The organism is Pseudolabrys sp. FHR47 (assembly GCF_005153485.1).
Classification (GTDB): Bacteria; Pseudomonadota; Alphaproteobacteria; order Rhizobiales; family Xanthobacteraceae; genus Pseudolabrys.
In genome coordinates, this window is the sequence record NZ_CP039740.1 from 1,126,894 (window position 1) to 1,151,743 (window position 24,850).

General features: G+C 63.5%; 24 protein-coding genes. 19 read left to right on the forward strand and 5 right to left on the reverse strand.

Annotated features, from left to right (window positions below; all coding sequences use genetic code 11):
- The first annotated feature begins 46 nt into the window (after positions 1 to 46).
- The 5 genes from E8Q40_RS05540 to E8Q40_RS05560 all read left to right on the forward strand — a co-directional run bounded on the left by E8Q40_RS05540 (position 47) and on the right by E8Q40_RS05560 (position 5,426).
- The gene (locus E8Q40_RS05540; RefSeq protein WP_137043438.1) at positions 47 to 1,600 is read left to right on the forward strand and encodes an ABC transporter substrate-binding protein; all 1,554 of its coding nucleotides are present in this window, start codon (positions 47 to 49) and stop codon (positions 1,598 to 1,600) included.
- 123 nt (positions 1,601 to 1,723) lie between these two features.
- Positions 1,724 to 2,635 (forward strand): ABC transporter permease, encoded by a 912-nt coding sequence (locus E8Q40_RS05545; protein ID WP_246663009.1) that lies wholly within the window; start codon positions 1,724 to 1,726, stop codon positions 2,633 to 2,635.
- Entirely contained in the window at positions 2,632 to 3,492 is an 861-nt protein-coding gene (locus tag E8Q40_RS05550) for an ABC transporter permease (protein ID WP_137043440.1), read from the forward strand. The genes E8Q40_RS05545 and E8Q40_RS05550 overlap by 4 nt, the downstream gene beginning before the upstream one ends.
- Before the next feature lie 3 nt (positions 3,493 to 3,495).
- The gene (locus tag E8Q40_RS05555; protein ID WP_137043441.1) at positions 3,496 to 4,470 is read left to right on the forward strand and encodes an ABC transporter ATP-binding protein; all 975 of its coding nucleotides are present in this window, start codon (positions 3,496 to 3,498) and stop codon (positions 4,468 to 4,470) included.
- A complete protein-coding gene (locus E8Q40_RS05560; RefSeq protein ID WP_137043442.1) occupies positions 4,467 to 5,426 on the forward strand; it encodes an ABC transporter ATP-binding protein in 960 nt (319 codons plus the stop codon). Before E8Q40_RS05555 ends, E8Q40_RS05560 begins: the two co-directional genes overlap by 4 nt.
- Positions 5,427 to 5,510: 84 nt before the next feature.
- On the opposite strand, the gene E8Q40_RS05565 is transcribed toward E8Q40_RS05560, so the two are convergent.
- From E8Q40_RS05565 to E8Q40_RS05580, 4 genes are all read right to left on the reverse strand, one after another.
- On the reverse strand, positions 5,511 to 6,122 hold the full coding sequence (locus E8Q40_RS05565; protein WP_137043443.1) for a PAS domain-containing protein: 612 nt from the start codon (positions 6,120 to 6,122) through the stop codon (positions 5,511 to 5,513).
- A 113-nt stretch (positions 6,123 to 6,235) separates the two neighbouring features.
- Positions 6,236 to 7,105, reverse strand: coding sequence for a bifunctional methylenetetrahydrofolate dehydrogenase/methenyltetrahydrofolate cyclohydrolase FolD (folD, locus tag E8Q40_RS05570; RefSeq protein ID WP_137043444.1), 870 nt, complete (start codon positions 7,103 to 7,105; stop codon positions 6,236 to 6,238).
- Positions 7,106 to 7,225: 120 nt separating this feature from the next.
- A complete protein-coding gene (locus E8Q40_RS05575; RefSeq protein ID WP_137043445.1) occupies positions 7,226 to 8,506 on the reverse strand; it encodes an NAD(P)/FAD-dependent oxidoreductase in 1,281 nt (426 codons plus the stop codon).
- Between the two features lie 106 nt (positions 8,507 to 8,612).
- The gene (locus E8Q40_RS05580; RefSeq protein WP_137043446.1) at positions 8,613 to 8,837 is read right to left on the reverse strand and encodes a DUF2892 domain-containing protein; all 225 of its coding nucleotides are present in this window, start codon (positions 8,835 to 8,837) and stop codon (positions 8,613 to 8,615) included.
- Between the two features lie 163 nt (positions 8,838 to 9,000).
- On the opposite strand from E8Q40_RS05580, the gene E8Q40_RS05585 reads away from it, so the two are divergent.
- From E8Q40_RS05585 to E8Q40_RS05605, 5 genes are all read left to right on the forward strand, one after another.
- The gene (locus tag E8Q40_RS05585) at positions 9,001 to 9,351 is read left to right on the forward strand and encodes a helix-turn-helix transcriptional regulator (RefSeq protein WP_137043447.1); all 351 of its coding nucleotides are present in this window, start codon (positions 9,001 to 9,003) and stop codon (positions 9,349 to 9,351) included.
- A 78-nt stretch (positions 9,352 to 9,429) separates the two neighbouring features.
- Positions 9,430 to 10,419, forward strand: a complete 990-nt coding sequence (locus E8Q40_RS05590) for an efflux RND transporter periplasmic adaptor subunit (RefSeq protein ID WP_137043448.1) — start codon at positions 9,430 to 9,432, stop codon at positions 10,417 to 10,419.
- The gene (locus E8Q40_RS05595) at positions 10,416 to 13,640 is read left to right on the forward strand and encodes an efflux RND transporter permease subunit (protein ID WP_137043449.1); all 3,225 of its coding nucleotides are present in this window, start codon (positions 10,416 to 10,418) and stop codon (positions 13,638 to 13,640) included. Before E8Q40_RS05590 ends, E8Q40_RS05595 begins: the two co-directional genes overlap by 4 nt.
- 92 nt (positions 13,641 to 13,732) lie before the next feature.
- Entirely contained in the window at positions 13,733 to 14,782 is a 1,050-nt protein-coding gene (locus E8Q40_RS05600; RefSeq protein ID WP_137043450.1) for a tRNA-dihydrouridine synthase, read from the forward strand.
- Between the two features lie 12 nt (positions 14,783 to 14,794).
- Positions 14,795 to 15,775, forward strand: a complete 981-nt coding sequence (locus tag E8Q40_RS05605; RefSeq protein WP_137043451.1) for a tripartite tricarboxylate transporter substrate binding protein — start codon at positions 14,795 to 14,797, stop codon at positions 15,773 to 15,775.
- Between the two features lie 66 nt (positions 15,776 to 15,841).
- Here E8Q40_RS05605 and E8Q40_RS05610 read toward each other — a convergent pair whose 3' ends face one another.
- Entirely contained in the window at positions 15,842 to 16,672 is an 831-nt protein-coding gene (locus tag E8Q40_RS05610) for an IclR family transcriptional regulator (protein ID WP_137043452.1), read from the reverse strand.
- Between the two features lie 218 nt (positions 16,673 to 16,890).
- Here E8Q40_RS05610 and E8Q40_RS05615 point away from each other — a divergent pair, with 218 nt between their 5' ends.
- The 9 genes from E8Q40_RS05615 to E8Q40_RS05655 all read left to right on the forward strand — a co-directional run bounded on the left by E8Q40_RS05615 (position 16,891) and on the right by E8Q40_RS05655 (position 24,839).
- Positions 16,891 to 17,829, forward strand: coding sequence for a DUF6282 family protein (locus E8Q40_RS05615; protein WP_137043453.1), 939 nt, complete (start codon positions 16,891 to 16,893; stop codon positions 17,827 to 17,829).
- 55 nt (positions 17,830 to 17,884) lie between these two features.
- Entirely contained in the window at positions 17,885 to 18,799 is a 915-nt protein-coding gene (locus tag E8Q40_RS05620) for a hypothetical protein (protein ID WP_137043454.1), read from the forward strand.
- 19 nt (positions 18,800 to 18,818) lie between these two features.
- On the forward strand, positions 18,819 to 19,580 hold the full coding sequence (locus E8Q40_RS05625) for an HpcH/HpaI aldolase/citrate lyase family protein (protein WP_137043455.1): 762 nt from the start codon (positions 18,819 to 18,821) through the stop codon (positions 19,578 to 19,580).
- A 74-nt stretch (positions 19,581 to 19,654) separates the two neighbouring features.
- A complete protein-coding gene (locus E8Q40_RS05630) occupies positions 19,655 to 20,809 on the forward strand; it encodes an ABC transporter substrate-binding protein (RefSeq protein ID WP_168197743.1) in 1,155 nt (384 codons plus the stop codon).
- A 2-nt stretch (positions 20,810 to 20,811) separates the two neighbouring features.
- Positions 20,812 to 21,534, forward strand: a complete 723-nt coding sequence (locus E8Q40_RS05635) for an ABC transporter ATP-binding protein (RefSeq protein ID WP_137043457.1) — start codon at positions 20,812 to 20,814, stop codon at positions 21,532 to 21,534.
- Complete coding sequence (locus tag E8Q40_RS05640; RefSeq protein WP_137043458.1) at positions 21,506 to 22,501, forward strand: branched-chain amino acid ABC transporter permease; 996 nt, start codon at positions 21,506 to 21,508, stop codon at positions 22,499 to 22,501. Before E8Q40_RS05635 ends, E8Q40_RS05640 begins: the two co-directional genes overlap by 29 nt.
- A 2-nt stretch (positions 22,502 to 22,503) precedes the next feature.
- A complete protein-coding gene (locus tag E8Q40_RS05645) occupies positions 22,504 to 23,277 on the forward strand; it encodes an ABC transporter ATP-binding protein (protein ID WP_137043459.1) in 774 nt (257 codons plus the stop codon).
- Positions 23,270 to 24,157: a branched-chain amino acid ABC transporter permease gene (locus E8Q40_RS05650; RefSeq protein ID WP_137043460.1), complete on the forward strand. Its 888-nt coding sequence runs from the start codon at positions 23,270 to 23,272 to the stop codon at positions 24,155 to 24,157. The genes E8Q40_RS05645 and E8Q40_RS05650 overlap by 8 nt, the downstream gene beginning before the upstream one ends.
- Positions 24,158 to 24,167: 10 nt before the next feature.
- Positions 24,168 to 24,839, forward strand: a complete 672-nt coding sequence (locus E8Q40_RS05655; RefSeq protein ID WP_137043461.1) for an NAD(P)H-dependent oxidoreductase — start codon at positions 24,168 to 24,170, stop codon at positions 24,837 to 24,839.
- Positions 24,840 to 24,850: the final 11 nt, after the last annotated feature.

Here is a 24,850-nt window from a genome sequence, read left to right on the forward strand (position 1 = left end):
AACAAGGCAGCCGGCTTGTTGCGTTTCGAAAAAGGGGAGGACGACGATGAAATTCCGTTCCAGGCATTTGGCGCATGGCGCCGCAGCCTTCATCACTGCGCTGTTTCTCAACGCCCAGGCCCAAGTCCCAGCCCATGCGGCGGGCGTGCTTCGCGAAGCGACGATCGGCGAGCCGCCGCCGCTCGACGTCATGGTGACGACCGCCGACGTCGCCACGGTGATCGGCCGTCACATGTTTGAGACGCTTTACGCCTGGGACTCGACTTACAAGTCGCAGCCAATGCTGGCCGACAGCGAACGCATCGAGGACGGCGGCAAGACCATTGTCATCAAGCTGCGTGAGGGCGTCCAATTCCATAACGGCAAGGAAATGACGGCGAAGGATGTCGTCGCGTCGATGCAGCGCTGGGGCAAATTTGGCTCCCGCGGCAAGCTGCTGATGGCGAGCGCCACCTCGGTCGAGGCCACCGGAAAATACGAAGTTACGCTCAAGCTGTCGGCGCCGAACGGCGCCTGGAAGAACCTGTTGTCCGACGTCAATGGCGGTCTCGCGATCTATCCTGAAGAAATCGCGGCCAAGGCAGCTGGCCAGCCGATCGAGCAGAAGGATTACATCGGCACCGGCCCCTACAAGTTCAAGGAATGGCGGCCGAACCGCTATGTCGAGGTCGAGAAGTTTGCCGGCTACAAGCCGCGCAAGGAAAAAAGCGACGGCTTCGCCGGCGCTCGCGTCGCCAATTACGATGCCATCCGCTTCATTCCGGTGCCGGACGTCGGCACGCGCGTCAGCGGTGTGCAGGCTGGCGATTACGATTACGCCGAGATGATCTCGGGCGACCTCTATGACACGCTGAGCAAGGACAAATCTGTCCAGGTGCAGCGGACCAATGCGCCGATCTTCGGATTGTTCTTCATGAACTCGAAGGAAGGCATCTTGAAAGACAATTACAAGCTGCGCCGCGCCATCCAGACCGCGCTGGATAAATCGCAGGCGCTGCGCGTGTCCTTCGGTTCCAAGGACCTCTGGAGCGCCGAAGGCTCGATCGTTCCGAAGGGTACGCCGTGGTATTCGACCGCGGGCATTGACGGTTACAGCCCGCATGACGCCAAGAAGGCCAAGGAACTGGCCAAGGAAGCCGGCTATACCGGTCAGCCCATTCGCCTGCTGGTTTCCACGAACTATCAGGCGCATTACGATCAGGCCGCCGTGTTCACGCGGCAGCTCGCCGATGCGGGTATCAATGTTCAGATGAACGTCGTCGATTGGGCGACGCTCATCAAGATGCGCGGCCAGCCGGAGCAGTGGGACATCTTCGTTACCCACCACTCGTTCTTCCCCGACCCGATCCTGTTCACCTTCCTCAATGCCAGCTATCCCGGTTGGTGGGATACGGCGGAGATCAAGGCGCTGCGCGCCGAACTGGTGAACTCATCCGATCAGGCGGCGCGCAAGGCGACCTGGGACAAGATCCAGGCCCTGATCTACGAGCAGGTGCCGGTGATGAAAGTCGGCGATGCTTATACCTACGACATCGCCTCGCCGAAGCTGAAGGGATTGAACCCGAACGGCCCCGCGTTCTGGAACGTCTCCACCAAGTAGTCCGTCCATGCGATCGCGGCGGTTCAGGGCTTGTCAGGCCTGAACCGCCCGTTGCTTTGGAAGTCGTCGCGGAGCACCCGGCAGGTCTGAATGTGGGCATTTGCGCTGAAACGAGCAGGGGCGATGTTGTTGACGCTCTGGGCGGCGTCGGTGATCATCTTCGCCTTCATTCACCTCATCCCTGGCGATCCGATCTATGTGCTGCTGGGTGACACCGCGACACCCGACCAGGCCGAGCGCCTGCGTCGCGAGATGGGCCTCGATGACCCGATTGTCGTGCAGTACATCCGATGGGCCGGCCACGCGCTCGCGGGCGATCTCGGCCAGTCGATCTTCTTCCAGGCGCCGGTCACGTCGGTGATCGCAGACGGCGCGGAGACGAGCATCCTCCTCGCCACGCTCACCATGATCTGGGTGGTGCTGATCGGCGTTCCGATCGGCGTCATCGCCGCCGTACGCCAAGGCACCTGGCTCGACCAAACTCTGTCCGGCGGCGCCATGCTGATGGCGTCGGTGCCGACATTCTGGGTCGGGCTTTATCTGATCCTGATTTTCGCTGCGACGCTCGGCTGGCTGCCGAGCTCGGGCTATCCCTCGATCTTCGAAGGCGGCCTCGGCAATCTGCGCTACCTCATCCTGCCCAGCCTGACGCTCGCTGCCCCGAATGCGGCGCTGATCCTGCGGCTGACGCGCGCCAGCATGCTCGACGTGGCGCGCGAGGATTATGTGCGCACCGCGCGCGCCAAAGGCATCCGGCCCTGGCAGGTGGTGTACAAGCATATCCTGCGCAACGCATTGCTGACCGTGGTGTCGGCCTTCGGTTTCACCTTCGCCGCGCTGTTGTCCGAAGCGGTGGTGACCGAGACGGTGTTCGCCCTGCCGGGTATCGGCCGGCTGGTGGTGCAATCGATCCTGCGCCGCGACTACCCGGTGATCCAGGGCATCATCCTGGTCATCGTCGTCATCTATCTGGTCATCAACCTGATCGTCGATCTCACCTATCGTTATCTCGATCCGCGGGTGGAGCTGAAATGAACCGCGCCGCGCTCACTTTGTGGCTCACGCCATTCCTGGCGCGGCCGATCGCGCTGATCGGGCTTGGCGTGCTGGTGGCCATGGTGCTTGCCGCGATCTTTGCGCCGTGGCTGGCGCCTTACGATCCCTATGCGATGCAGCCGATCGCCCGTTTGATGCCGCCCGATGCCGCCCACTGGTTCGGCACCGATCAGTTCGGCCGCGATACCCTGTCGCGCACCATCTATTCGGCGCGCATGGCGCTGCTGATCGGCTCGGGCGTCGTGTTCTTCGCCCTGGTTACCGGCGTGCCGATCGGCGTGCTGTCGGCGCTGTTTCCGCGTCTCGGCCATGTGCTCATGCGCATGGTCGACGTGCTGATGGCGTTTCCCTCGCTGCTGCTGGCGCTCGGGCTGATCGTCATTCTCGGCCCGAGTGTCATCAACTCGATCCTGGCGATCGGCATCGGCTTCATGACGACGACGACGCGCATCGTCTACGGCCTGTCGCTGCGCCTGCGCGCCGAGACCTATGTCGAGGCCGCGCGCAGCATGGGCTCGGGAACGGCGTGGCTGGTGTTCAAGCACATCCTGCCGAACCTGATCTCGCCGCTTCTGGTGCAGGCGAGTTTCGTGTTCGCCTTTGCGCAGTTGGGCGCGGCGTCGCTCGACTTTCTCGGCCTCGGCGCGCCGCCGGAGATTCCGAGCTGGGGCAACATGCTTGCGGAATCGCGCACCTTCATCACCCGCGCATCGTGGCTGCTGTTCTTTCCCGGCATGATGATCGTACTGACGGCGTTTTCGCTCAATCTTGTTGGCGATGCGCTGCGCGATCGGCTCGATCCGCGCTTTCGCGACGTTTTCGGCGGCGAGGGCTGAGCGATGCTGAAGGTGCGCGACCTCACGGTGTCCATCGGCGCGGAGGCGGCGCCGGTCGATATCGTTGCCGGCGTCTCGTTCGAGATCGGCAAGGGCGAAATCCTCGGCCTTGTCGGCGAGAGCGGATGCGGCAAGAGCATGACCTCGCTCGCGGTGATGGGGTTGCTGCCGCAGCCGGGACCACGCATCCGCGGCGGCCGCATTGAACTCGCCGGTGCGGACGTGACGCAGCTACAGCCATGGCAGCGCGTCGAGGCCAGGCACGGCCGCATTGCGATGATCTTTCAGGAGCCGATGACCTCGCTCAATCCGGTGCGCCGCATTGGCGACCAGATCGTCGAGGCGGTGCGCGTGCACGACGGCATCTCCGGCACGGCGGCGATGGCGCGGGCGCGCGAACTGCTCGAGCAGGTGCGTATCCCGGACGCCGCGCTGCAACTCTCGGCCTATCCGCACCAATTGTCGGGCGGACAACGCCAGCGCATCATGATCGCCATCGCGCTGGCCTGCCGGCCGCAGGTGCTGATCGCCGATGAGCCGACCACGGCGCTCGATGTCACCATCCAGATCCAGATTCTCGGGCTGCTGCGCGAATTGTGCGACCGGCTCGACATGGCGATCCTCTTCATCACCCACGACATGGGCGTGATCGCGCAGCTCGCCGACCGTGTCGCCGTGATGTATGGCGGCCGTATCGTCGAGACCGCGGATGTCCACGCGCTGTTCGGTGCGCCGCGTCACCACTATACGCGTGGGCTGATGGATTGCATGCCGTCGCGCAATCTCGGCGTCCGCCGTTTGCCGACGATTCCGGGGCAGGCGCCGCGGCCGGGCGCGATCCGTACCGGCTGCGTCTTCGCGCCGCGTTGCCAAGCGGTGCAGGACCTCTGCCTTGCGGTCGCGCCGCCGCGTCTCACACTCGGCGAGGGCCACGAGACCTTGTGCGCCTTTCCGCTGCAGGGTGGAGGCGCATCATGAGCGAGATCATCCTTCAGGTCCGCGATCTCAAGACCTCGTTCGACGTCAAGCGCTCGGGCCGCAGGTACCGCGTGAAGGCGGTCGATGGCGTGTCGCTGTCGCTCGCCGCCGGCGAGGTGCTCGGCATCGTCGGCGAATCCGGCTGCGGCAAGACGACCGTCGGTCGCTCCATCGTGCGGCTGGTCGAGGCCGACAGCGGCGCTATCGACTTCAAGGGCACCGACGTGCTCGGCGCCGGCGGGGCGGCGTTGCGCGAACTGCGCCTCAATCTGCGCATGGTGTTTCAGGACCCTTACGCATCGCTCAATCCGCGCCGCTCGATCGGCGACTCCGTCGCGGAAGCGGGTGACATCAACAAGGTGTTCAAGAGCCGCGCCGACCGGGCGGCGCGCATCGCGGAAACCTTGTCCGCGGTCGGCCTCAATCCATCCTTCGCCGAACGCTATCCGCATGAACTGAGCGGCGGCCAGCGCCAGCGTGCTGGCATCGCCCGCGCCATTTTGCCGACGCCGGCGGTGATCATCGCCGACGAACCGGTATCGGCGCTCGACGTCTCGGTGCAGGCCCAGGTGCTCAATCTGATGATGGACCTGCGCGAGCAACTCGGATTGTCGATGCTGTTCATCTCGCACGACATCGGCGTGATCGGCCAGATCAGCGACCGCGTCGCCGTGATGTATATGGGCCGCGTCGTCGAACTCGCCGGCGCGCGCACGATTCTCGATAACCCCATGCATCCCTACACGCAGGCGCTGATGGCGGCCGTGCCGCGGCCCGACCCGTCGCGGCGCATTGCCGGCGCCATCGAGACCGGCGAACCGCCGAGCCAGTTCAAGCGGCCGGCCGGCTGCGCCTATGCCGCGCGTTGCCCGCTGGTCAGCAGCCGGTGTCTCGCGGAAGCGCCGGAGCTGCGAGCCGTCGGCGAGGGACGAATGGCGGCTTGCCACGTTTTGTAGCCGGCTGCTTCAGTGTGCCCACTCCAAACGTGCGGTGGAACTCTGAATGCCAGTCAATATCCGAGCGGAACGGACGGCGCGCGCTTACCACCGCAACCGCGTCACGGGATCGGTCACGTCCTCGACGTGATGCAGCAGAAACACCAGATTCCCCGCCTTGTCCTTGATGGGCGAATTGATCGGTTGCCAATGCCGCTCGACGAACTCCCCGGCGGGATTTCGGATATCGTAGCGCTGGACCGCCATGGCGTGCGGCTGGCCGGTCTGCGCGACGGTCTTCAGCGACGCATAGAGATTGCTGACGCCATCGGCGAGCGTGTGCTCCGGGTTGTCCGGAAATATCTCGAACAGCGACTTCCCGACCACTTCGCTCCGCCGTATCAAGGTCGCGCGCGCGTAAGCATCGTTGACGTCCAGGATGTTCAGGCCCGGGCCGGGATCGAGCAGCATGTACGGGTTACGGGAGCTGTCGAACTCGGCCTGAATTTCCTGCTTCACCGTCTGCGCATCACCCGGCGCCGGGCGCGAGCCCGGGCGTCGTGCGTTCGCGCCGTCCGTTTGCGACTTCAATATTGCCAGTTCCCGTTTCGAGGCGGCGAGCAATATCTGCAATGTGTGCTGCAGCGTCTCGTCCGCGCTCGTGGCGAGCAACTTTTGGAAATTGGCGATGTTTTGCTCGCAGATGAATGTGCTCATCCTGCCTCACCCGTGGCGAACGGCGTCAAACGGCCGGTAAGCCGTGCAAAAAGCGTATAGCAGATTTGGCGGTATACCGCGAGACAGGCGACTTTTGGTTGTGGATTGGCGGCTCAGGCTGCCGGCTGCGCCAATGACAGCCGGCGCTCGGCCGAGCTGATGGTATTTGCCAGCAGCATGGTGATGGTCATCGGGCCGACGCCGCCGGGAACCGGCGTGATCAGCGATGCCTTCTGCGACACGCCGGCAAAATCGACATCGCCGACCAAGCGGCCGTCGGGCAGGCGGTTGATGCCGACGTCGATGACCACCGCGCCGGTCTTTACCATCTGCGGCACGATCAGGTTCGGCTTGCCGGCGGCGACGACCAGAATGTCGGCGAGGATGGTGAACTGGGCGAGATCGCGCGTCTTGGCGTGACAGATGCAGACGGTCGCCTCGCGCTGCATCAGCATCAGGGCCATCGGCTTGCCGACAATATTGCTGGCGCCGACCACGACGACATTCTTGCCTTCGATCTCGACGCTTTCGTGCTCGAGCAGCTTGACCACACCGTAGGGCGTGCAGGGCGGAAACACCGTGCTGCCGACGACTAGGCCGCCGACATTATAGAGGTGGAAGCCGTCGACATCCTTCTCGGCGGAGATGGCCTCTAAGATATCCGGCACCGAGAAGTGCTTCGGCAGCGGCAACTGGACGAGAATGCCGTGTACGGTCGGGTCGGCGTTCAGCGCCTTGATGCGCGCCAGCACATCGGCCGGGTCGGCATCGGCCGGAAAATCGAAACGCGACGAGCGGATGCCGACCTCATGACAGGCGCGGATCTTGTTGCGCACGTAGACGGCCGAGGCGGGGTCGTTGCCGACCATGATTACCGCGAGCCCCGGCACGCAGCCGGCGGCGGCGAGGCGGGCGGTCCGCTCCTTCAGCTCGGTACGAATCTTGGCGGCGACGGCGATCCCGTCGACGAGTCTGGCGGTCATTGCGGCAGGCCCTTTGCGTTGGCGGCCGCTTTCGCTATCGCGCGCGGCAGCCGAACTCAAGCGGCTTCGGCGCCGACAGGCGCAAAAGCGCGGTGGGCCGATGTGGGCCGGCCCGGCGGCTCAGGCCGCCGGCTCCTTGATCTTGCCGATATCGAGAAACTTCATCACGGCGCGCTCGTAATAGGGCTCCGTGGTGCCGGCTTTGACCTTGTGCAGGAAGTACTTTTCGAAGGCGATCTTGGCCAGGTGCACCCAGCGCCCGCTCGAGGCCCAGTTGACGTTACGCGGCGGGTTCTGCGGCATGGCGACGAAGGCGACGCCCGAGTCGCCGAAATCGGCGAGGCAAATGGCGTTCCAGGTCGCTTCGTGGGTCGGCGCCTCGTTGCGCAGCAGTTGCCCGATATTGAGCGCGGTCGCGGTCACCATCGACTCGATCATGAAGCCGGTCTTCGGCACGCCGACCGGCACCGGCGTCTGTTCGAGTGGCGGGATGGCGATGCAGACGCCGACGCCGAAAATGTTCGGGTACTTAGCGTTGCGCTGGTGTTTGTCGACGATGACGAAGCCGCGCGGGTTCGACAAGCCCTCGATGCCACGCAGCGCCGCGATGCCGCGGAATGCCGGCAACATCATCGAATATTTGAACGGTAGTTCGTGGGCTTTCTTCGGTTTGGCGTCATCATCCACTTCGGTGACGAAGGCTTTGCCGGGCTCAATCTTGTCGACCTTGGCGTTGGTTACCCACTTGATGTGGCGTTGACGCATGGCGGATTCGAGCAAGCCCTTGGTGTCGCCGATGCCGCCGACGCCGAGATGGCCGATATAGGGTTCGGCGGTGACGAAGGTCATCGGCACCTTGTCGCGGATTCGACGCTGCCGCAGGTCCGCATCCATGATCATGGCGAATTCATAGGCCGGGCCGTAGCACGAGGCGCCCTGGACGGCGCCGACCACGATCGGGCCGGGATCCTTGCAGAACGCTTCCCAGCGCTCGTTGGCGCTCACGGCGTGATCGACGTCGCAGACCGATTGCGTATTGCCGTGTGGTCCGAGGCCCTCGATTTCGTCGAAAGCGAGTTCGGGCCCGGTGGCGACGACAAGGTAGTCATAATTGAGGGATGTGCCGTCGCCGAGTTCGACGCGGCTTTCGTCCGGATGGACACGGGCAGCGCCGGCACCATTGAAGGCCACGCCGTGGCGCGGCAGCACCTCGGCAAGATCGATGACAATGTCTTCTTTCTTGCGCCACTTCACCGCGACCCATGGGTTCGACGGCGTGAACTGGAAGAACGGCTTGTTCGACACGAGCGTGACGCGGTCTTCAGCGCGGACGGCGTGCTTGAGTTCATAGGCGCACGAGACGCCGCCAATTCCGCCACCCAGAATAACAATGTGAGCCATGATTTCCTCCGGCTGTTAAACTGTAACGTCCCGTTGGCGGGCTTCTTATGAAGGCATGGCCATTTCGGCCATGCCTTGATCTTGGTCAGTTCGGCATCGGCGGCGATCAGCGACCGGCCGTGGCCGAGCCGCAGAACGCGGGGCCGGACTTCAGCCCGAGCTTGCGGAATATGGTGGCGGCCGGACAAAAGCCGGTGAAAGCCGCCTGCAACAGATTGAGGCCGACGAAGGCCGTGAGCAGCAGCCAGTACGGGCTGACGAAATGTCCGAGCGCCAGGCTGACCAGAACCATGGTGCCGGCGAGCGACAGGACGGCGCGATCGACGTTCATGACAGGCTTCCCTTAGGGCGATCCGAGGCCGGCCGAAAATGCCTGTGCCCTAAGGCATTTCGGTCTGGCGCAGCGCGGGAAAATCAATGTGATCGCCGCAGCGCCATTGACCTTATATCGTAACATTCGTATATTCGCAATAACGAATATACGGAACCGGGCCATGAATCTTCGCACCGACAGGATGGTCGCGGCGGCGGACGAGGCGGGGGCGCTTCTGAAAGCGCTATCGCATCCCTACCGCCTCATCATCGTGTGCCAGTTGATCGACAAGGAACGCTCGGTCGGCGAACTCGCAGGCTTGCTCGACATTCGCGATTCGACCGTGTCGCAACACCTTGCGCTCCTGCGCAAGGATGGCCTGGTCGATGCGCGCCGCGACGGACAGACCGTCTGGTACTCGATTGCCAGCCGGCCGGCGCGGCAGATCGTCGAGACGCTGTACGGCAGCTTCTGTGCGCCGGCGCGGAAATGCCGGCCGGAAAAGCCTGCCGCACGCAGCCGGAGGCGGTAGCGCTTGCGTAAAGTCAATGCCGCAAGCGGGTGGAACGCTATTCAGAATGAAGGCTTCAGGATGAGGATAGGCAAGGTGATGCACCGCAGGACAGCGATTGCGGCCCTGATGATGCTGGCAGCTCAGCAGGCCTTGGCCGCGGACACATATATGGTTGCGGCGCGTACCGTAGCCGATGAAAAGGCGGTGTTCGCCACGGTCGAGACCGTCAATGTCATTCTGGCCCGCGCGCGGATCGGCGGCACCGTGGCGCAGCTATCGGTGAAAGAGGGCGATCACGTCGACCAGGGCCAGGTCCTGGCCACCGTCGGCGACGAGAAGCTGGTGCTGCAGCGCAGCTCGCTCGAAGCCCAGATCATGGGGCTCGATGCGCAACTGGCGCAGGCAAAATCGGATCTGGAGCGCGCCGAGGATCTCTTTACGCGCGGCACGATCGCGAAAACGCGTCTCGACGAGCTGCGGACCTCGTTCAATGTGGCAACCAACACGTTACGGTCGCGGATCGCCGAACGTTCGGTCATCGAGCAGCAACTCAGCGAAGGCAAGGTGTTGGCGCCGGCCGCCGGTCGCGTCCTCAAGGTTCCGGTGACGGCGGGCGCCGTGATCCTGGCCGGCGAGACCGTCGCCAATATCGCCGAGCAGAATTTCGTTCTGCGATTGCGGGTGCCAGAACGGCATGCACGGTTCCTGAAGACAGGCGATACGGTCCGCATCGATGGCGAGCAACTGGGCGGCAACGGCCCGCGTTTCGGCACCATCACACTAATTTATCCCCAGATCGAGGAAGGCCGCGTCGTCGCTGATGCGCGGGTGCAAGGACTGGGCGACTATTTTGTCGGCGAGCGCATTCGCGTCTGGGTGTCCGGGGGTGAACGTGAAAGCGTCATCGTTCCGGCTGGCTTCATCCTCACCCGCTTCGGCATCGACTATGCGCGCGTCCAGCGCTCCGGTAAGGATGTTGTCGACGTGCCGGTGCAGCGCGGCCGCGAACAGCCGCGCCCGGATATGCCCGATGCACTGGAAATCCTGTCCGGCCTGAAGTCCGGCGACGTTCTGGTGCGCCCGTGAATCTCGGAATTTCTGGACGGCTGACCCAGGCGACGATCCGCTCGCCGCTGACGCCATTGTTCCTGCTGGCGGCGCTGGCGGTCGGTCTCGTCGCGCTTCTCACCATTCCGCGCGAAGAAGAGCCGCAGATCAGCGTGCCGATGGTCGATATCTTGATCAATGCCGACGGTCTCAAGGCACCTGACGCGGTTGAACTCGTGACCAAGCCGCTCGAGTCCATCGTCAAGGGCATCGACAGCGTCGAACATGTCTACAGCCAGACCGTCGATGACCGTGTCATGGTCACGGCGCGCTTTCTGGTCGGCACGAAGTCCGATGAAGCGATCCTGCGCGTGCACGAGAAGATGCGCGCCAACATGGATCGCATTCCGGTCGGTATTGCCGAGCCGCTGATCGTCGGCCGCGGCATCAACGATGTCGCCGTGGTCGTCCTCACACTGTCGCCCAAGCCGGAGGCGGCGGCGCGCTACACCGACAAGGATCTGTTCCAGTTGGCGCGGCAGCTTCAGTTCGAACTGATGAAGGCCGACAATGTCGGCCTTACATATATCTCCGGCGGCAACGCGCAGCAGATCAGGGTCGAGCCCGATCCGGAGAAACTGTCGCTGTTTGGCGTCACCTTGCAGCAGCTGGTCGCCAAGGTGCGCGATGCCAACCGCTCGTTCCAGGCCGGCTCCGTCCGTGACGGTGGCGGGATGCGCATCGTCGGCGCCGGACAGACATTGTCGGGCATTCCCGATATCGGCCTGTTGTTGGTGACCACGCGTGACGGTCGCCCCGTTTACGTGCGCGACGTCGCCTCCGTCATCATCGGGCCGAGCCCGAAGGAGCACCGCGTCTGGATGGATATGCCGGACAAGGCCGGCGAGTGGTCGCGCGTGCCGGCGGTCAGCGTAGCGCTCGCCAAGCGAGCCGGCGCCAATGCCGTCGTCGTTGCCGAAGACCTGCTGAGCCGGCTGCACGAGGTGCAGGATCGGCTGGTGCCGAAGGACGTTTCGGTGACTCTGACCCGCGACTACGGCGAGACCGCCAGTGAAAAGGCCAACGAACTTCTGTTTCATCTCGGCCTGGCGACCGTCTCGATCGTTCTCCTGATCGCCTTCGCTGTCGGTTGGCGCGAGGCGCTGGTGACGCTGATTGTTATTCCGACCACGATCCTGCTGACCATGTTCGCCGCGAAGATCATGGGTTACACGATCAATCGCGTCAGCTTGTTCGCGCTCATCTTCTCGATCGGCATTCTGGTCGACGATGCCATCGTGGTCATCGAGAACATTGCCCGGCACTGGGCGATGCGCGATGGCCGTAGCCGATTGCAGGCCGCCATCGAGGCCGTCGCCGAGGTCGGCAACCCGACCATCGTGGCGACGCTTACGGTGATTGCCGCGCTGCTGCCGATGCTGTTCGTGTCCGGACTGATGGGGCCCTATATGGCGCCCATTCCCGCCAACGCGTCGGCGGCGATGCTGTTCTCCTTCTTCGTCGCCATGGTCATCGCGCCCTGGCTGATGGTGCGGCTGCAGCCGGAGGGAACGCCGTTGCATGGCGGGTACGGTGGCGGACATGGTGGCGCGCATGACGAAGGCGCGCTCGGCAGAATCTATCGCCGCATCGCCACGCCGGTGGTGCGCTCGCGCCGCTCGGCCTGGAAGTTCCTTATCGGCGTCGGTGTCGCGACGCTGGTCGTGTGCCTGCTGTTCGTGACCAAAACGGTGACGGTCAAGCTGCTGCCATTCGACAACAAGTCGGAGATCGCCATCGTCCTCGATCTCAAGGAAGGCTCGACGCTCGAGGACACTGAGCGAACCTTGTTCGCGATCGCCGATATCGCACGGCAGGTGCCGGAAGTCCGTTCTGTCGAGACCTACGCAGGCACGCCAGCGCCGTTTAACTTCAACGGCCTTGTGCGTCACTATTACCTGCGCGAGCAGCCCGAACTCGGCGAACTGCATCTCAATCTCGCGCCGCGCAGCGACCGCAGCCGGGCCAGCCACGACATCGCGCTCGATCTGCGTGCACGCCTGAAGACGGTTGCCTTGCCGGCTGGCGCGGTGGCGCGGGTGGTCGAAGTTCCGCCGGGCCCGCCGGTTCTGGCGACGTTACTGGCCGAAGTCTACGGGCCGGATTCGGAAACCCGCCGCGCGACCGCGCACGAGCTGAAGAAAATTTTCGCGTCTGTGCCCTATATCGTCGATATCGACGACTCGATCGGCGAGCCGCAGCCGCGGTTGCGAATCTCCATCGATCAGGATCGCCTGGAATATTTCGGCGTCGAACAAAGCGACGTCTACGATACCATCGCGGCGCTGTTCGGCGGCACATCGGTCGGCTACTCGCATCGCGGCGAAGGCCGCGATCCGATCGAGATCGTGGTGCGGTTGCCGAAGAGCCGGCTGTCGTGGAGCGACTCGCTGGCCTCAACGCCGGTGGCCGCCAACACCGTGCCGGGCAACAAGACCGTGGTCGAACTCGGAGATGTCGTCCGTGTGACCAGGGAATTGGGGTCGCCAACCATCTTCCGCCGCGACGGCCGTTTCGCCGACATGGTGCAGGCCGAGCTGGCGGGTGCTTACGAGGCGCCGATCTACGGCATTCTCGATGTCAACAAGCTGGTGGAAGCGCACAACTGGGGGGCGCTCGGCAAGCCTAATGTTCTTTTCCACGGCCAGCCGGAGAACGAGGGCAAGACCGCGCTGCTCTGGGACGGCGAGTGGGAGATCACCTATGTCACCTTCCGCGACATGGGTGCCGCCTTCATGGTCGCGATCCTCGGCATTTACATTCTGGTCGTGGCGCAGTTCGGCAGCTTCAAACTGCCGCTGGTCATTCTGACGCCGATTCCGCTGACGCTGATCGGAATCGTGCTCGGTCACGCGCTGTTCGGTGCGCCGTTCACCGCGACATCGATGATCGGCTTCATCGCGCTGGCTGGCATCATCGTGCGCAACTCGATCCTGCTGGTGGACTTCATCCGTCACGGCGCCGGGCAGGGCAAGACATTGCGCGAGGTGCTGGTCGAGGCCGGCGCGGTGCGCTTCAAGCCGATCCTGCTGACCGCGCTGGCGGCGATGATCGGCGCGGCGACGATCCTGCTCGATCCGATCTTCCAGGGCCTGGCGATCTCGCTGCTGTTCGGCTTGGCCTCGTCCACCCTGCTCACCGTGCTGGTCATCCCGGCCATCTATGTCGTGCTGCGCGACGCCGATCGCGTCGTCGGCTGAGAGCAGCCATTCCTCCGGCGCCGTATCGTCCGCGCGCGCGATCGTCTAAGACGCGCGCGTGAAAGGACGATAAGACCGCAGGAGGAAACGCAATGACCCGTCTGGGCGTGACGGTCGGCAGGACCGCGCTGAAGAATCCGCTGATTGCCGGTGCGGCGGAGCACATGATCGACGCCTTGGGGGTGCTCGGCGTGCTCCGCGCCGGCGTCGGTGCCGTCGTGGTCAAATCCATCAATGAAATGGAGCGCGGCAAGGATCAGTTGCAGCGCGCCGAATACATGCTGCTTGACGAGGCATGGCGGGAAATTCCCTGGACGCCGGATGCGCCGCAGACGGCCTTCATCGCCTGCCGTTCAGGCCTGACGCCACAAAGCTTTGACGCCTGGCTCGAGCAGACGGCGATGCTGGACCGCGAAGCCAAGGCGATGGACTCTTACGCCATCGCGAGCCTGATTGTGGCCGATCTCGACAAGACGGTCGCGATGGCGAAACAGATCGAGCAGGCGGGTCTGCGCATGCTCGAACTCAACATTGGCACGCCTTATGCCAGCCAGGCCAAGGGCGTGGTCGCCACCGAGCTCGATCCGGCGCGCGTAACGTCAATTGTTTCCGCAGTGCGAAATTCGATCAAAATTCCCCTTTGGGTAAAAATCACCGGTCAGAGCGAGCGCGTACCTGATCTCGCTGCTGCGGCCTTTGCGGCTGGCGGCGAAGCGGTGGTGATGGCCGGCCGCTTGCTCGGTTTCATTCCCGATGTCGAGACCATGCAGCCATTCCTCGGCACGACGCTTGGCGTTGGCGGCTACTGGAACCTGCCACTGACCTGTCACTGGCTGTCGGTGTCACGTCAGCAGCTTGGCGCCGGCAAGCCGCTCATCGCCACCAACGGCGCGCGGAACGGACTCGACGTCGCGCGCATGATGCTCGCCGGTGCGAGCGCGGTGGAGATGGCATCGGAAGTGATGTTGCGCGGTGCGCCGGTGTTGTCTGCTGCGTTGCGAGAGTTCGACGATTATCTGCAACGCAAGGGAATGACGGCGGCCGAATTGATCGGCAAGGCTGCGGACCAGCGCAAGACATTCGCCGATATGCCCTTGCGCACGGACAACTGGAGAAAATATGTTGCCGGTCTAGAAAAATAAGGGAGTGAAACGATGCATATGCTCAATCGCCGTGTGGCGGGAATGGCGCTGATCGGCGCGGCTTTAGGATTGATGCATACGGCGCCGGCTCATGCGCAAGCCTGGCCCTCACGCCCGGTCACGATGGTCGTGCCGTTCACCGCAGGCACCACATCCGACGTGATTGCACGCAGTCTGGCGCAGGAACTGCACCAGAAGCTCGGCCAGCCTTTCATCATCGAGAACAAAGGCGGGGCAGGCGGGAATATCGGCGCTACTGCGGTCGCCCGCGCGAATGCCGATGGCTACACCATCCTGTTCGCGACGACGGGACAGGCCGCCACCAATCAGCTGATGTACAAGAAGATGGAGTACAGCCCGCAGCGTGATTTCGCGTCGGTCGTGCTGGTCGCCAAGGCTCCTGTTATCATCACCGCGAAGCCCGACGCGCCGTTTTCCACGCTCAAGGACTTCATCGCCTACGCCAAGGCCAATCCGGGCAAGGCGACCGGCGGCTTTCCCGGCAACGGCACGCTCGGTCACATCACCGGCGAATTGCTGGCACGCAACGCCGGCATCGATTTCGTCAAGTCGCAATATCGCGGCAGCGCGCAGATCCTGACCGATCTGATCGGCAATCACATCGATGTCGGCATGGATTCGCTCGCCGGCTACGTGCCGTCGGTGCGTGAGAACAAGATCAAGGCGCTGGCGATCGCGTCGTCGCAGCGCTGGTCGCGCTTGCCCGATGTGCCGACGGTCGCTGAATCGCTGCCGGGCTTCGAGGCCGGTGTCTGGTATGCGATCCTGGTGCCGGCCAAGACGCCGGACGATGTCGTGACCAAGATCAACGCGGCCACCAATGCCTGGCTGAAAGACGCCAAGACACAGGAGTTTCTGGCTAATCTGGGCATCCAGCCCGCAGGCGGCACGCCCGCCGATCTCAAGGCTTTCACGCAGGCCGAAATCGACAAGTGGGGCCCGATCATCAAGGACGCAAAGATCGAATTCTGATCCGCCGCATTCGGCACAAAAAAGCCCGGGAGGCGACAGCCTTCCGGGCTTTTGATTTGAGGTGCCTTATGAACGCTTGCGCGGCTGGGCCGGCCGTCCGCCGCGGCCCGCGGCCGAGGACTGCCCGGCACCGAGACCATGCCCGAGCTTGCGTGAAATCTGCCGCGCCGCCTCGATCAGCAAAGCGACATGATTGGCCCGTGGCTTTTCCGGCAGGTATTGAATTGAACCGACAATCGCGACCGCGGCGATGCAGGCATCCTGCGCGTTGAAGATCGGCGCCGCGACGGCGTTGAGGCCGAGCGCGACTTCCTCCGGCGACGAGGCGAAGCCGAGACGCACGACCTCCTGCAGCTCGTGCTCGAGCTTGCGCGGCGACACGATGGTCTTGTCGGTGAAGCGATGCATCGGCCGCGCCAGCACGCGTTCGCGGAACGGCTGCGGCGCATAGGCCAGCATTACCTTGCCCTGCGCGGAAGCATGAAACGTCAGTTCGCTGCCGGAGCGCACACCGATCTCCACCGGCGAGGAGCCGGCGAGCTTGTGCAGCACCAGCGCGCCGCGCGGCGTCATCTCCGACAGCACGATGGGTTGATCGAGCGCGTCGCGCAGTTGCCGCATCGGACCTTCGGCGACATGCACAAGATCCTCATCCGGCGCATGCCGCGCCAGGAGGCGGCTCTTCGGCCCGATCATGTAACGCGAGGTCGAAGGGTTCTGCGCCAAATAGCCGCGGTCGACCAGCGTTTGCAGATGACGGTGCACCGATCCCTTGGTCACGTTCAGGCGCTCGGCGATTTGCGTCACGCCAAGCTCGCCGTCGGCGAACGCGACGGCTTCCAGAACATCAATGGCAAGCTGGACGGAACGGACACCGCCGGATTCAAGCTCGGTCATGGAGGAGACATTTATCACGGTTCACGACTACAGAACAGTGTTTCAAATATTCGAATTCGAAATGCTCGTGACGCACTGCAGCATGGGCATTTTTGCGAATGCGTCATCGTTCCGTTTGACACGGCGTCCCGCCATCCAGTACGTTGTTTTGAAACGTCGTTCCGCCATCGCGAACAATAAGCAAAATCGCGCGCGGATGCAAGTGCTTTGGTGAGGAAATGTCAGGACAAGCCACGACCGAACAGCGCATCGACGCTCTGCTGAAGGGCGCCATCGACCCGCATGTGCACACCGGTCCGTCGATCGCGCCGCGCGCTCTCGATCACGTCGAAATGCTGAAGCAGGCTTCGGAAGCCGGCTATGCCGCCGTGGTGACCAAGGATCACGACTACAGCAGCGTGATGACTGCGGCGCTGATCCGTAAGCATTTCCCCGACCTCAAGACCAGAATCTATCCGAGCATCGTGCTCAACAATGTGGTTGGCGGCCTCAACCCTTACGCCGTCGAGCACACAGCGGCGCTGGGCGGCAAGATCGTCTGGCTGCCGACATTGGCCGCCGAAAATCATCTGCGCTGGCAGGCGCAGGCGCAGTGGACGCATCCGGCTTCGACCGACCGCATGCGCCCGGTGACTCCCGTCAAGGTGCTCGAGGACGACAAGAAGACCCTGCGCGACGACGCCAAGGAAATCCTCGATATCGTCGCCAAGAGCGACATGGTGCTGGCCAGCGGCCATCTCCATGTCAGCGAAACTTGGATCGTGTTCGAAGAAGCCAAGCGCCGCGGCGTCAAGCGGCTTGTATTCACGCACCCGGAAGACATCGTCGATGCCTCGCTTAATGACGTGAAAGGCATCGCGGCGATGGGCGCCTTCGTCGAGCACTCGCTGTGCATGTTCCTCGACGGCTGCAAGTTCAAGAGCCGCGAAGCCGAAGATCTGCGCAATCAGATCGAAGCCGGCGGCGTCGGCCAGACGATCCTGGCTTCCGATCTCGGCCAGGTCGGCACCTTCGATCCGATCGACGGCATGCGCCGCGGCATCAAGCTGTGCATGGATCTCGGCTACAGCGACGACGATATCCGGCAGATGGTGTCGACCAACACGGCGCGCGCGCTCGGCATCGAGGCCGACGTCGAGGCTGCCCGTAAAGCATAGAAAGCCGTCGGCGGTACGCCGCCGTCGAGAAGAAACGAAGTCAGGGAGTTCGACGATGTACGACGCCAGCGATCCGCGTTCCGCTCTCGCCGCCAAGGCGCCGGCCGTCAAGGGCCCGGTCACCGGGCCGTTCGGGTCCGCCGAATATGTGCGATTCTACGAGGAGCCGCCGCAGGAAGACAACGCGACCGGCAAGACCTGGATCGCCCGTGGCCAGAACCTGGTGATGGTCTGCGTTGAGCCGAAGAAGGACTATGTCCTGTCGCGCGAAGCGCAGCCTGACGAATATGCGGTTCTCCTTCCGGATGCCTCGACGGTCGTGGAGTTCACGACCAAGGACGGGACGCAGCGCGTCGCCGGCAACAACCTGGCCTTCCTGCCGCCGGGCAAATCGTCGATGAAGGTGATCGAGCCCGGCCGCATCTATGCGATGTTCACGACACGCTCGGAAGACCTCAACGCCAGGTGCAGCAACAAGGATCACTTCAAGACCGCGAAGCCCTATGTCGCACCGGTCGTGAATTGGCCGGAGCCCAAGGGCGGCTTCAAGCTGCGCGTCTATAGCCTCGACGTGCCGCCGGAGCCGGGCCGCTTCGGCCGCATCTGGCGCTGCACCACCATCATGGTGAACTTCCTCGATTACTTCGATGGCCCGCGCGACCCCAGCAAGCTTTCGCCGCATCATCACGACGACTTCGAGCAGTGCTCGCTCGCCATCTCGGGCGAGTTCATCCACCACCTGCGCTGGCCATGGGTCGTCAACAAGAACAACTGGCTGCCGGATGATCATGAACTATGCGGCACGCCGTCGATCGCGATTATTCCGCCGCCATCGATCCACACGACTGAGGCGTCCGGAAAGGGCCGTAACCAGCTCGTCGACATCTTCTGTCCGCCGCGCATGGACTTCTCGCAGAAGCCCGGCTGGATCCTGAACGCCGACGACTATCCGATGCCCGGCCAGAACTGAGAACGGAAGATCAAGCAACATGAGCAGGACTTCGACCTTCCGCCAACGCATGCTGGCCGGCGACAAGCTCGTCGGATCGTTCCTCAAGACACCGACGAGTCACGGCACCGAGATTCTCGCCGGCGCCGGCTTTGATTTCGTCGTGATCGACCAGGAGCACGCACCTTTCGACCGCACCACCACCGATATCGCGCTCCTGGCGGCACGTGGTCACGACATTCCTGCGCTGGTTCGCGTGCCGGGGCCGGAGGGCATTCTGTCGGTGCTCGATTGTGGCGCGACCGGCGTTCTGGTGCCGCACGTCAAGACGGCGGCCGAGGCCCGTGAATATGCGGCGCTGTTCCGTTACCGCAACGGTGCACGCGGCTTTGCCACCAGCACGCGCGCCGGCGCTTATACCGGTGTGCCGATGTGGCAGCACATCGCTGAACAGGATGCGCAGATGACCTTCGTGGCGCAGATCGAGGATCCGATCGCGCTCGACGAGGTGGAGGCGATTGCCGCCGTCGATGGCGTCGACTCGCTTTTTATCGGTCGTGGCGACCTGACGGCCGCCTTTGGTGACGAGTCCAAGGAACCGCCGGCGGTGATCCGCGCGACCGAACGCATCGCCGAGGCGGCGCGCAAGGCCAGGAAGTCGATCAGCGTCTTTGTCGGCAACGGCACAGAGGCGGCATGGCTTCGATCGCTCGGCGCCAACGTTTTCGTGCTGTCGTCGGATCAGGGCTTCCTGCGTCAGGCGGCGATGCAGGGACTGCGCGACGTGCGCGAGAAGGTTTGACGATCTGCGGAAGTTTCGACGTCCGATTACGACAAGTCTCAATCTGTCTAACCAAAAACGAAGTTAGGGAGGAAATGATGAAATCTCACCGCAAAGTTCTGCTCGCCGCGGCGTTCGCGCTGACGGCGGTGCTGCCGGCCAAGGCCCAGGATACGATCAAGATCGGCTCGTCGCTGGGCTTGACCGGTTACGGTTCGCTGACTGACGGCCACTGGCGCGATGGCCTCACCGTGGCGATCGAGGCGATCAACAAGCAGGGTGGCGTACTGGGCAAGAAGCTCGAACTTGTCACCGAAGACAACAAGTCGACGCCGCAGCAGGCGGTCGTCGTTTATCGCAAGATGATGTCCGAGGACAAGGTCGTCGCCTTCAATTCGGGCTGCATCTCGGCCGGCAACTTCGCCGCCGCGAGCTTCGTCACCAAAGCGAAGCTGCCAATGTTCCTGTGCTCGATCCTGCCGCGGCAGCCGGAGGAGGTGAAGTGGGCGTTCCAGTTCCTGCCGCCGCCAAAATTCGAGGTGGACGCGCGCTATCAGTATCTCAAGGACAAGACCCAGGTCCGCAAGATCGGCCTCTTGGCCGATCCGAGCCCTTACGTGACGCTGATGAAGGGCATTGCTGAAAAGACCGCCGCCGAATTCGGCCTCGAGGTGGTTGCCAGCGAGACCTACCAGCAGGACGATTCGGACTTCAGCGTGCAGATCGGCCGCATTAACGCTGCCGGTGCCGGCGCGGTCATTATGCTGGGGCAGGGCAACGCGGTGATCACCGCCGCCAACAACATCCGCAGCCTTGGCCTCAAGAACATGCTGATGATGGCGTCGATCCAGGAACTCGACATCCATCTTGCCGCCGGCAAGGTGCTCGGCGATCAGTACATGGCACCGGCGCCGATGATCCAGGTCGCGTCGGACGACATGAGCGTTCTCACCGACCCGAAGGCGCGCGCCGCGGCCGAGCCTTTCGTCAAGGCCATGAAGGACAAATATGGCCGCACCGACAACGCGCAGGCGTCCCGCGCCTGGGATTCGATGATGATGATGGCGATGGCCATGAAGGCGGCCGGCACCACCGATGGCGAAAAGGTGCGTGACGCGTTCGAGAAGCTCGGCCCCTACACCGGCGCCGGCGCCTCGTACGACTTCACCACAGAAAGGCATATCGGCATCACTCAGAACCCCTACGTGCTTGTTTCGGTCAAAGACGACAAGCTGGCGATCAGGAAGTAACGATGGCGGCTGACGCGACCCATCTGATCGCCGTCCGCGATCTGGCGGCCAGCTACGGGCACATCGAGGCTCTGCGACCAACGAGCCTCCATGTGGCGCCGGGCGAGTTCGTCACGATCCTCGGGCCGAACGGCGCGGGCAAGACCACGTTGCTCCGCGCCATCACCCGGCTGATCGCCAGTAAGGGGCAGATCATGTTCAACGGGCGGGACGTCACCGGCCTGAAGACGCATGATCTCGCCGAGCTCGGCATCATTATGGTGATGGAGGGTCGTGGCCTGTTCGGCGACATGAGCGTGCGGGAGAATCTGCAGCTCGGCGCCTACAAACTGTCGGGCTCGCCGGCCGATATGGACCGGCGGCTCGACAAGGTCTTCGCTCTCTTTCCGCGTCTGAAAGAGCGTATCGATCAGACCGCGTCGTCGATGTCCGGCGGCGAGCAGCAGATGCTCGCCGTCGGCCGCGCCCTGATGGCGGAGCCGAAGCTGCTCATTCTCGACGAGCCGTCGCTTGGCCTTGCGCCGCGCGTCGCCACCGAAATTCTCTCGACGCTGGGAGCCCTCAACAAAGAGGGCCTCGGCATCCTGCTGGTCGAACAGAAGGCGCCGCTGGCGCTCAAGCTGGCCCAGCGCGTCTACATCCTTTCCTCTGGCAGCGTTCGCGCCGAATTGCCGACGCACGAGATCAAATCGCATCATGACCTCGCCCGCTATTACTTCAGCTAAGCCGCCCGGCGCGGCCAAATTCGCCTCGCGGTTCGACCGCTTTCAGGTCGGCCTGCTGGTCGTCGCCGCACTGCTGACATGCGGCGCGCTGGCCTATGGCGGCTTCCTGCTGACCGTGATGCAGCTCGCGATGATCTACGCGATCTTCTGTATCGGCTTGAACTTCTTCATGGGCTACACGGGCCAGGCCTCGTTCGGCCAGAACGCCTTTGCCTGCATCGGCGGTTACGGCAGCGCCATTTTGTGCGTTCAGTACGGATTGGATCCGCTGCTGGCCCTGATTGTATCCATGGTGATTGCCGGCCTGTTCGCCCTTGTTATCGGCTATCCGACCTTGCGCCTGCGCGGTCACTATCTCGCCATGGCAACGTTCTCCCTCGGCCTCATCACCTACGACATTTCGATCCACTGGACGAGCGTCACGCAAGGCTACATGGGCTATGCCGGCATTCCGCCGCTGGGCATCGGCAATTTCACCATCGAGAGCGAGCACTGGAAGCTGGTGGCGCTCGCCGTGCTGGTTGCCTTCGGCTTCTGGCTGTCGCTGCGCATGCGCGATTCCCGCTTCGGCCGCGGTCTTCGTGCCATATCGGGCAGCGAGAACGGCGCCGCCGCGCTCGGCGTGCGCGTGTCGCGCTATAAACTGATCGCCTTCGTCATCGCCGCGCTCTATGCCTCGGCCGCCGGTTCGCTGTTCGCGCACACGATCGGCTTCATCAGCCCCGAAGTGTTCGGCCCGCAGATGGCCGTCATGACCTTCACGATGCTCTTCGTCGGCGGCGTCGGGACCATCGTCGGCCCGATCATCGGCGCGGTCGTCACGTCGCTGTTGCAGGAAGTCGTCCGCGGCAGCGGCCATTTCCAGGACATCGCCTATGCCGTGGTGCTGCTGGTCACGCTGATCTACGCCCCCAAGGGGCTATCGGCGCTCGGCGCCCTGTTCCGCCGCAAGAAAGAGGAGGCCTGAGCATGTCACTCCTCAGGGTCAAGGGCCTCACCAAACGGTTCGGCGGTCTGGCTGCCAACAACGACATCAGTCTCGAAGTGCCGCAAGGCAGCTTGTTCGCGGTCATCGGTCCGAACGGCGCGGGCAAGACCACGTTCTTCAACATGATCTCCGGATTCCTGAGTTCGACGGCAGGCAGCATCGAATTCGACGGCCGCGACGTCACCAGGGTGCCGCAATACGATATTGCGGCGATGGGCCTCGTGCGCACCTTCCAGCTCGTGCAACTGTTCAAGGGCATGTCGGTGGCCGAGAATGTCGAAGTCGGCTGCCATCTGGCGACAAAAGGCGGCGTTGCCGCCTCGCTGTTCCGGCCCTCGTGGTTCCGCAAGCAGGAGCTCGAGGTGCGCGAGCGCGCCCATGAGTTGCTCGAATTCGTCGGCCTGTCGGCGCAGGCCGAACTCGATTCCGAACTCTTGCCTTACGGCCAGCAGCGTCTACTCGAGGTCGCACGGGCGCTGGCCGCCAAGCCGAAGATGCTGCTGCTCGACGAGCCGGCCGCCGGTCTCAATACGCAGGAGACCGAGGGCCTCGCGCACATCATCCAGAAGATCAATGCGCAGGGCACGACCGTGCTACTGATCGAGCACGACGTCGCGCTGGTCACCCGCATCGCGCATCGCATCGCCGTGCTCGATTTCGGCAAGAAGATCGCCGAAGGCACGCCCGACGAAATCAAGGCCCACCCGGACGTCATCGCCGCCTATCTGGGCGTGGAAGAGGTTGAAAATGCCTAGCGCCGTCGAACTGATCCAGAGCCTTGTCAACGGCATCGGCGTCGGCCTCATCTATGGCCTGATCGCGATCGGCTTCTCCGTCATCTACAACGCCAGCGGCATCGTGAATTTCGCGCAGGGCGTGTTCGTCATGCTCGGCGGCATGTTCGCGCACACGCTGCTGGTGCGCTATGGCCTGCCGATCTGGCTATCGGCCATCATCGCCACCTTCCTGGTCGCGGCGGCCGGCGTGCTGGTGCAGATCTTCGTCATCAATCCGATGTGGCGCCGCAACGCGCCGCTATTCGCCATCATCTTGGCGACGCTCGCGGTGCAATTGCTGATCGAGCAAATCATCATCCTGACGCTCGGCGACCAGCCGCGCACCTACCCGGAATTCACGCCCGGCGGTCCGCTCAAGGTCGGCGCCATCGCCATCCCCTATCAATTGTTCTGGGTGCTCGGCGTCGGCGCTTTGCTGGTGTACGCGCTGACGCAATTCTTCAACCGCACCCGCATGGGCCGGGCGTTGCGCGCCTGCGCCCAGAACCGCGAGGCGGCGGCGCTGCTCGGCATCCCGGTCGAGCGGATGCTCATCGTCGCTTTCGCCCTGAGTGCCGGGCTCGGCGCCATCGCCGGCATCCTGATCACGCCGACGCAATACACCGCCTATCTCGTCGGCACGCCCTACGGCATCAACGGCTTCATCGCCGCCATCATCGGTGGCTTCGGCAGCCCGGTCGCCGGCCTTGTCGGCGGCATCCTGCTCGGCGTGATCCAGTCGGAAGCCATCGTCTTCTTCGGCGCCGGCTTCCGCAACATCATCTCGCTGTCGGTGCTGCTGATCGTGTTGATGTACTTCCCCAAGGGTCTGTTCGGCGGCCTTGAAAAAAAGGCCTAGAGATCGACGCATGAATGTTCTGCTGGTCTACGCCCATCCCGAGTCGACCTCGTTCACGGCCGCGCTCAAGGATACGGCCCGCGACACGTTGACCGCGGCTGGCCACCACGTCGAGGTTTCCGATCTCTACGCCGAGAACTTCAATCCCGTGGCCGGCCGGCACGACTTTACGACCGTGCATGACGCCAAGCGGTTTCACTACCAGAACGAACAGATGCATGCGCACACCCATAAGGGCTTCGCGCCCGATCTCGCGCGCGAGCAGCAGCGTGTGCTCAAGGCCGACATGATCGTCTGGCTGTTCCCCATCTGGTGGGGCGGCGTGCCGGCGATCATGAAAGGCTGGTTCGAGCGCGTCATGGCCTTCGGCTTCGCTTATGCCGATGGCAAGCGCTTCGACAGTGGCTTCTTCCGGCACAAGATCGGCATGCTGTGCCTGACGACGGGCGGCACGGTGGAACGTTTCTCGGCCGGTAATGTCTATGGCCCGGTCGACCAGGTGCTCTATCCGACGCAGCATCTGATGGTCGAGTATATGGGCATGAAGTCGTATCCGCCCTTTGTCGCCTATGCCGCGCCGCGCATCGACGAGGCTGGCCGCAAGGCTTATCTGGAGCAATGGAGCGAGCGGCTGCTTGAGATCGTTAGCGAGAATGCCGACCGCGAACCGGTCAGCGCCTAACCACTGAAAGC

Excerpts from the sequence above, each read along its gene's own strand:
- E8Q40_RS05540 (WP_137043438.1), top strand. The coding sequence starts at position 47 with ATGAAATTCCGTTCCAGGCATTTGGCGCATGGCGCCGCAGCCTTCATC.
- E8Q40_RS05545 (WP_246663009.1), top strand. The coding sequence starts at position 1,724 with ATGTTGTTGACGCTCTGGGCGGCGTCGGTGATCATCTTCGCCTTCATT.
- E8Q40_RS05550 (WP_137043440.1), top strand. The coding sequence starts at position 2,632 with ATGAACCGCGCCGCGCTCACTTTGTGGCTCACGCCATTCCTGGCGCGG.
- E8Q40_RS05555 (WP_137043441.1), top strand. The coding sequence starts at position 3,496 with ATGCTGAAGGTGCGCGACCTCACGGTGTCCATCGGCGCGGAGGCGGCG.
- E8Q40_RS05560 (WP_137043442.1), top strand. The coding sequence starts at position 4,467 with ATGAGCGAGATCATCCTTCAGGTCCGCGATCTCAAGACCTCGTTCGAC.
- E8Q40_RS05565 (WP_137043443.1), bottom strand. The coding sequence starts at position 6,122 with ATGAGCACATTCATCTGCGAGCAAAACATCGCCAATTTCCAAAAGTTG.
- folD (WP_137043444.1), bottom strand. The coding sequence starts at position 7,105 with ATGACCGCCAGACTCGTCGACGGGATCGCCGTCGCCGCCAAGATTCGT.
- E8Q40_RS05575 (WP_137043445.1), bottom strand. The coding sequence starts at position 8,506 with ATGGCTCACATTGTTATTCTGGGTGGCGGAATTGGCGGCGTCTCGTGC.
- E8Q40_RS05580 (WP_137043446.1), bottom strand. The coding sequence starts at position 8,837 with ATGAACGTCGATCGCGCCGTCCTGTCGCTCGCCGGCACCATGGTTCTG.
- E8Q40_RS05585 (WP_137043447.1), top strand. The coding sequence starts at position 9,001 with ATGAATCTTCGCACCGACAGGATGGTCGCGGCGGCGGACGAGGCGGGG.
- E8Q40_RS05590 (WP_137043448.1), top strand. The coding sequence starts at position 9,430 with ATGCACCGCAGGACAGCGATTGCGGCCCTGATGATGCTGGCAGCTCAG.
- E8Q40_RS05600 (WP_137043450.1), top strand. The coding sequence starts at position 13,733 with ATGACCCGTCTGGGCGTGACGGTCGGCAGGACCGCGCTGAAGAATCCG.
- E8Q40_RS05605 (WP_137043451.1), top strand. The coding sequence starts at position 14,795 with ATGCATATGCTCAATCGCCGTGTGGCGGGAATGGCGCTGATCGGCGCG.
- E8Q40_RS05610 (WP_137043452.1), bottom strand. The coding sequence starts at position 16,672 with ATGACCGAGCTTGAATCCGGCGGTGTCCGTTCCGTCCAGCTTGCCATT.
- E8Q40_RS05615 (WP_137043453.1), top strand. The coding sequence starts at position 16,891 with ATGTCAGGACAAGCCACGACCGAACAGCGCATCGACGCTCTGCTGAAG.
- E8Q40_RS05620 (WP_137043454.1), top strand. The coding sequence starts at position 17,885 with ATGTACGACGCCAGCGATCCGCGTTCCGCTCTCGCCGCCAAGGCGCCG.
- E8Q40_RS05625 (WP_137043455.1), top strand. The coding sequence starts at position 18,819 with ATGAGCAGGACTTCGACCTTCCGCCAACGCATGCTGGCCGGCGACAAG.
- E8Q40_RS05630 (WP_168197743.1), top strand. The coding sequence starts at position 19,655 with ATGATGAAATCTCACCGCAAAGTTCTGCTCGCCGCGGCGTTCGCGCTG.
- E8Q40_RS05635 (WP_137043457.1), top strand. The coding sequence starts at position 20,812 with ATGGCGGCTGACGCGACCCATCTGATCGCCGTCCGCGATCTGGCGGCC.
- E8Q40_RS05640 (WP_137043458.1), top strand. The coding sequence starts at position 21,506 with ATGACCTCGCCCGCTATTACTTCAGCTAAGCCGCCCGGCGCGGCCAAA.
- E8Q40_RS05645 (WP_137043459.1), top strand. The coding sequence starts at position 22,504 with ATGTCACTCCTCAGGGTCAAGGGCCTCACCAAACGGTTCGGCGGTCTG.
- E8Q40_RS05650 (WP_137043460.1), top strand. The coding sequence starts at position 23,270 with ATGCCTAGCGCCGTCGAACTGATCCAGAGCCTTGTCAACGGCATCGGC.
- E8Q40_RS05655 (WP_137043461.1), top strand. The coding sequence starts at position 24,168 with ATGAATGTTCTGCTGGTCTACGCCCATCCCGAGTCGACCTCGTTCACG.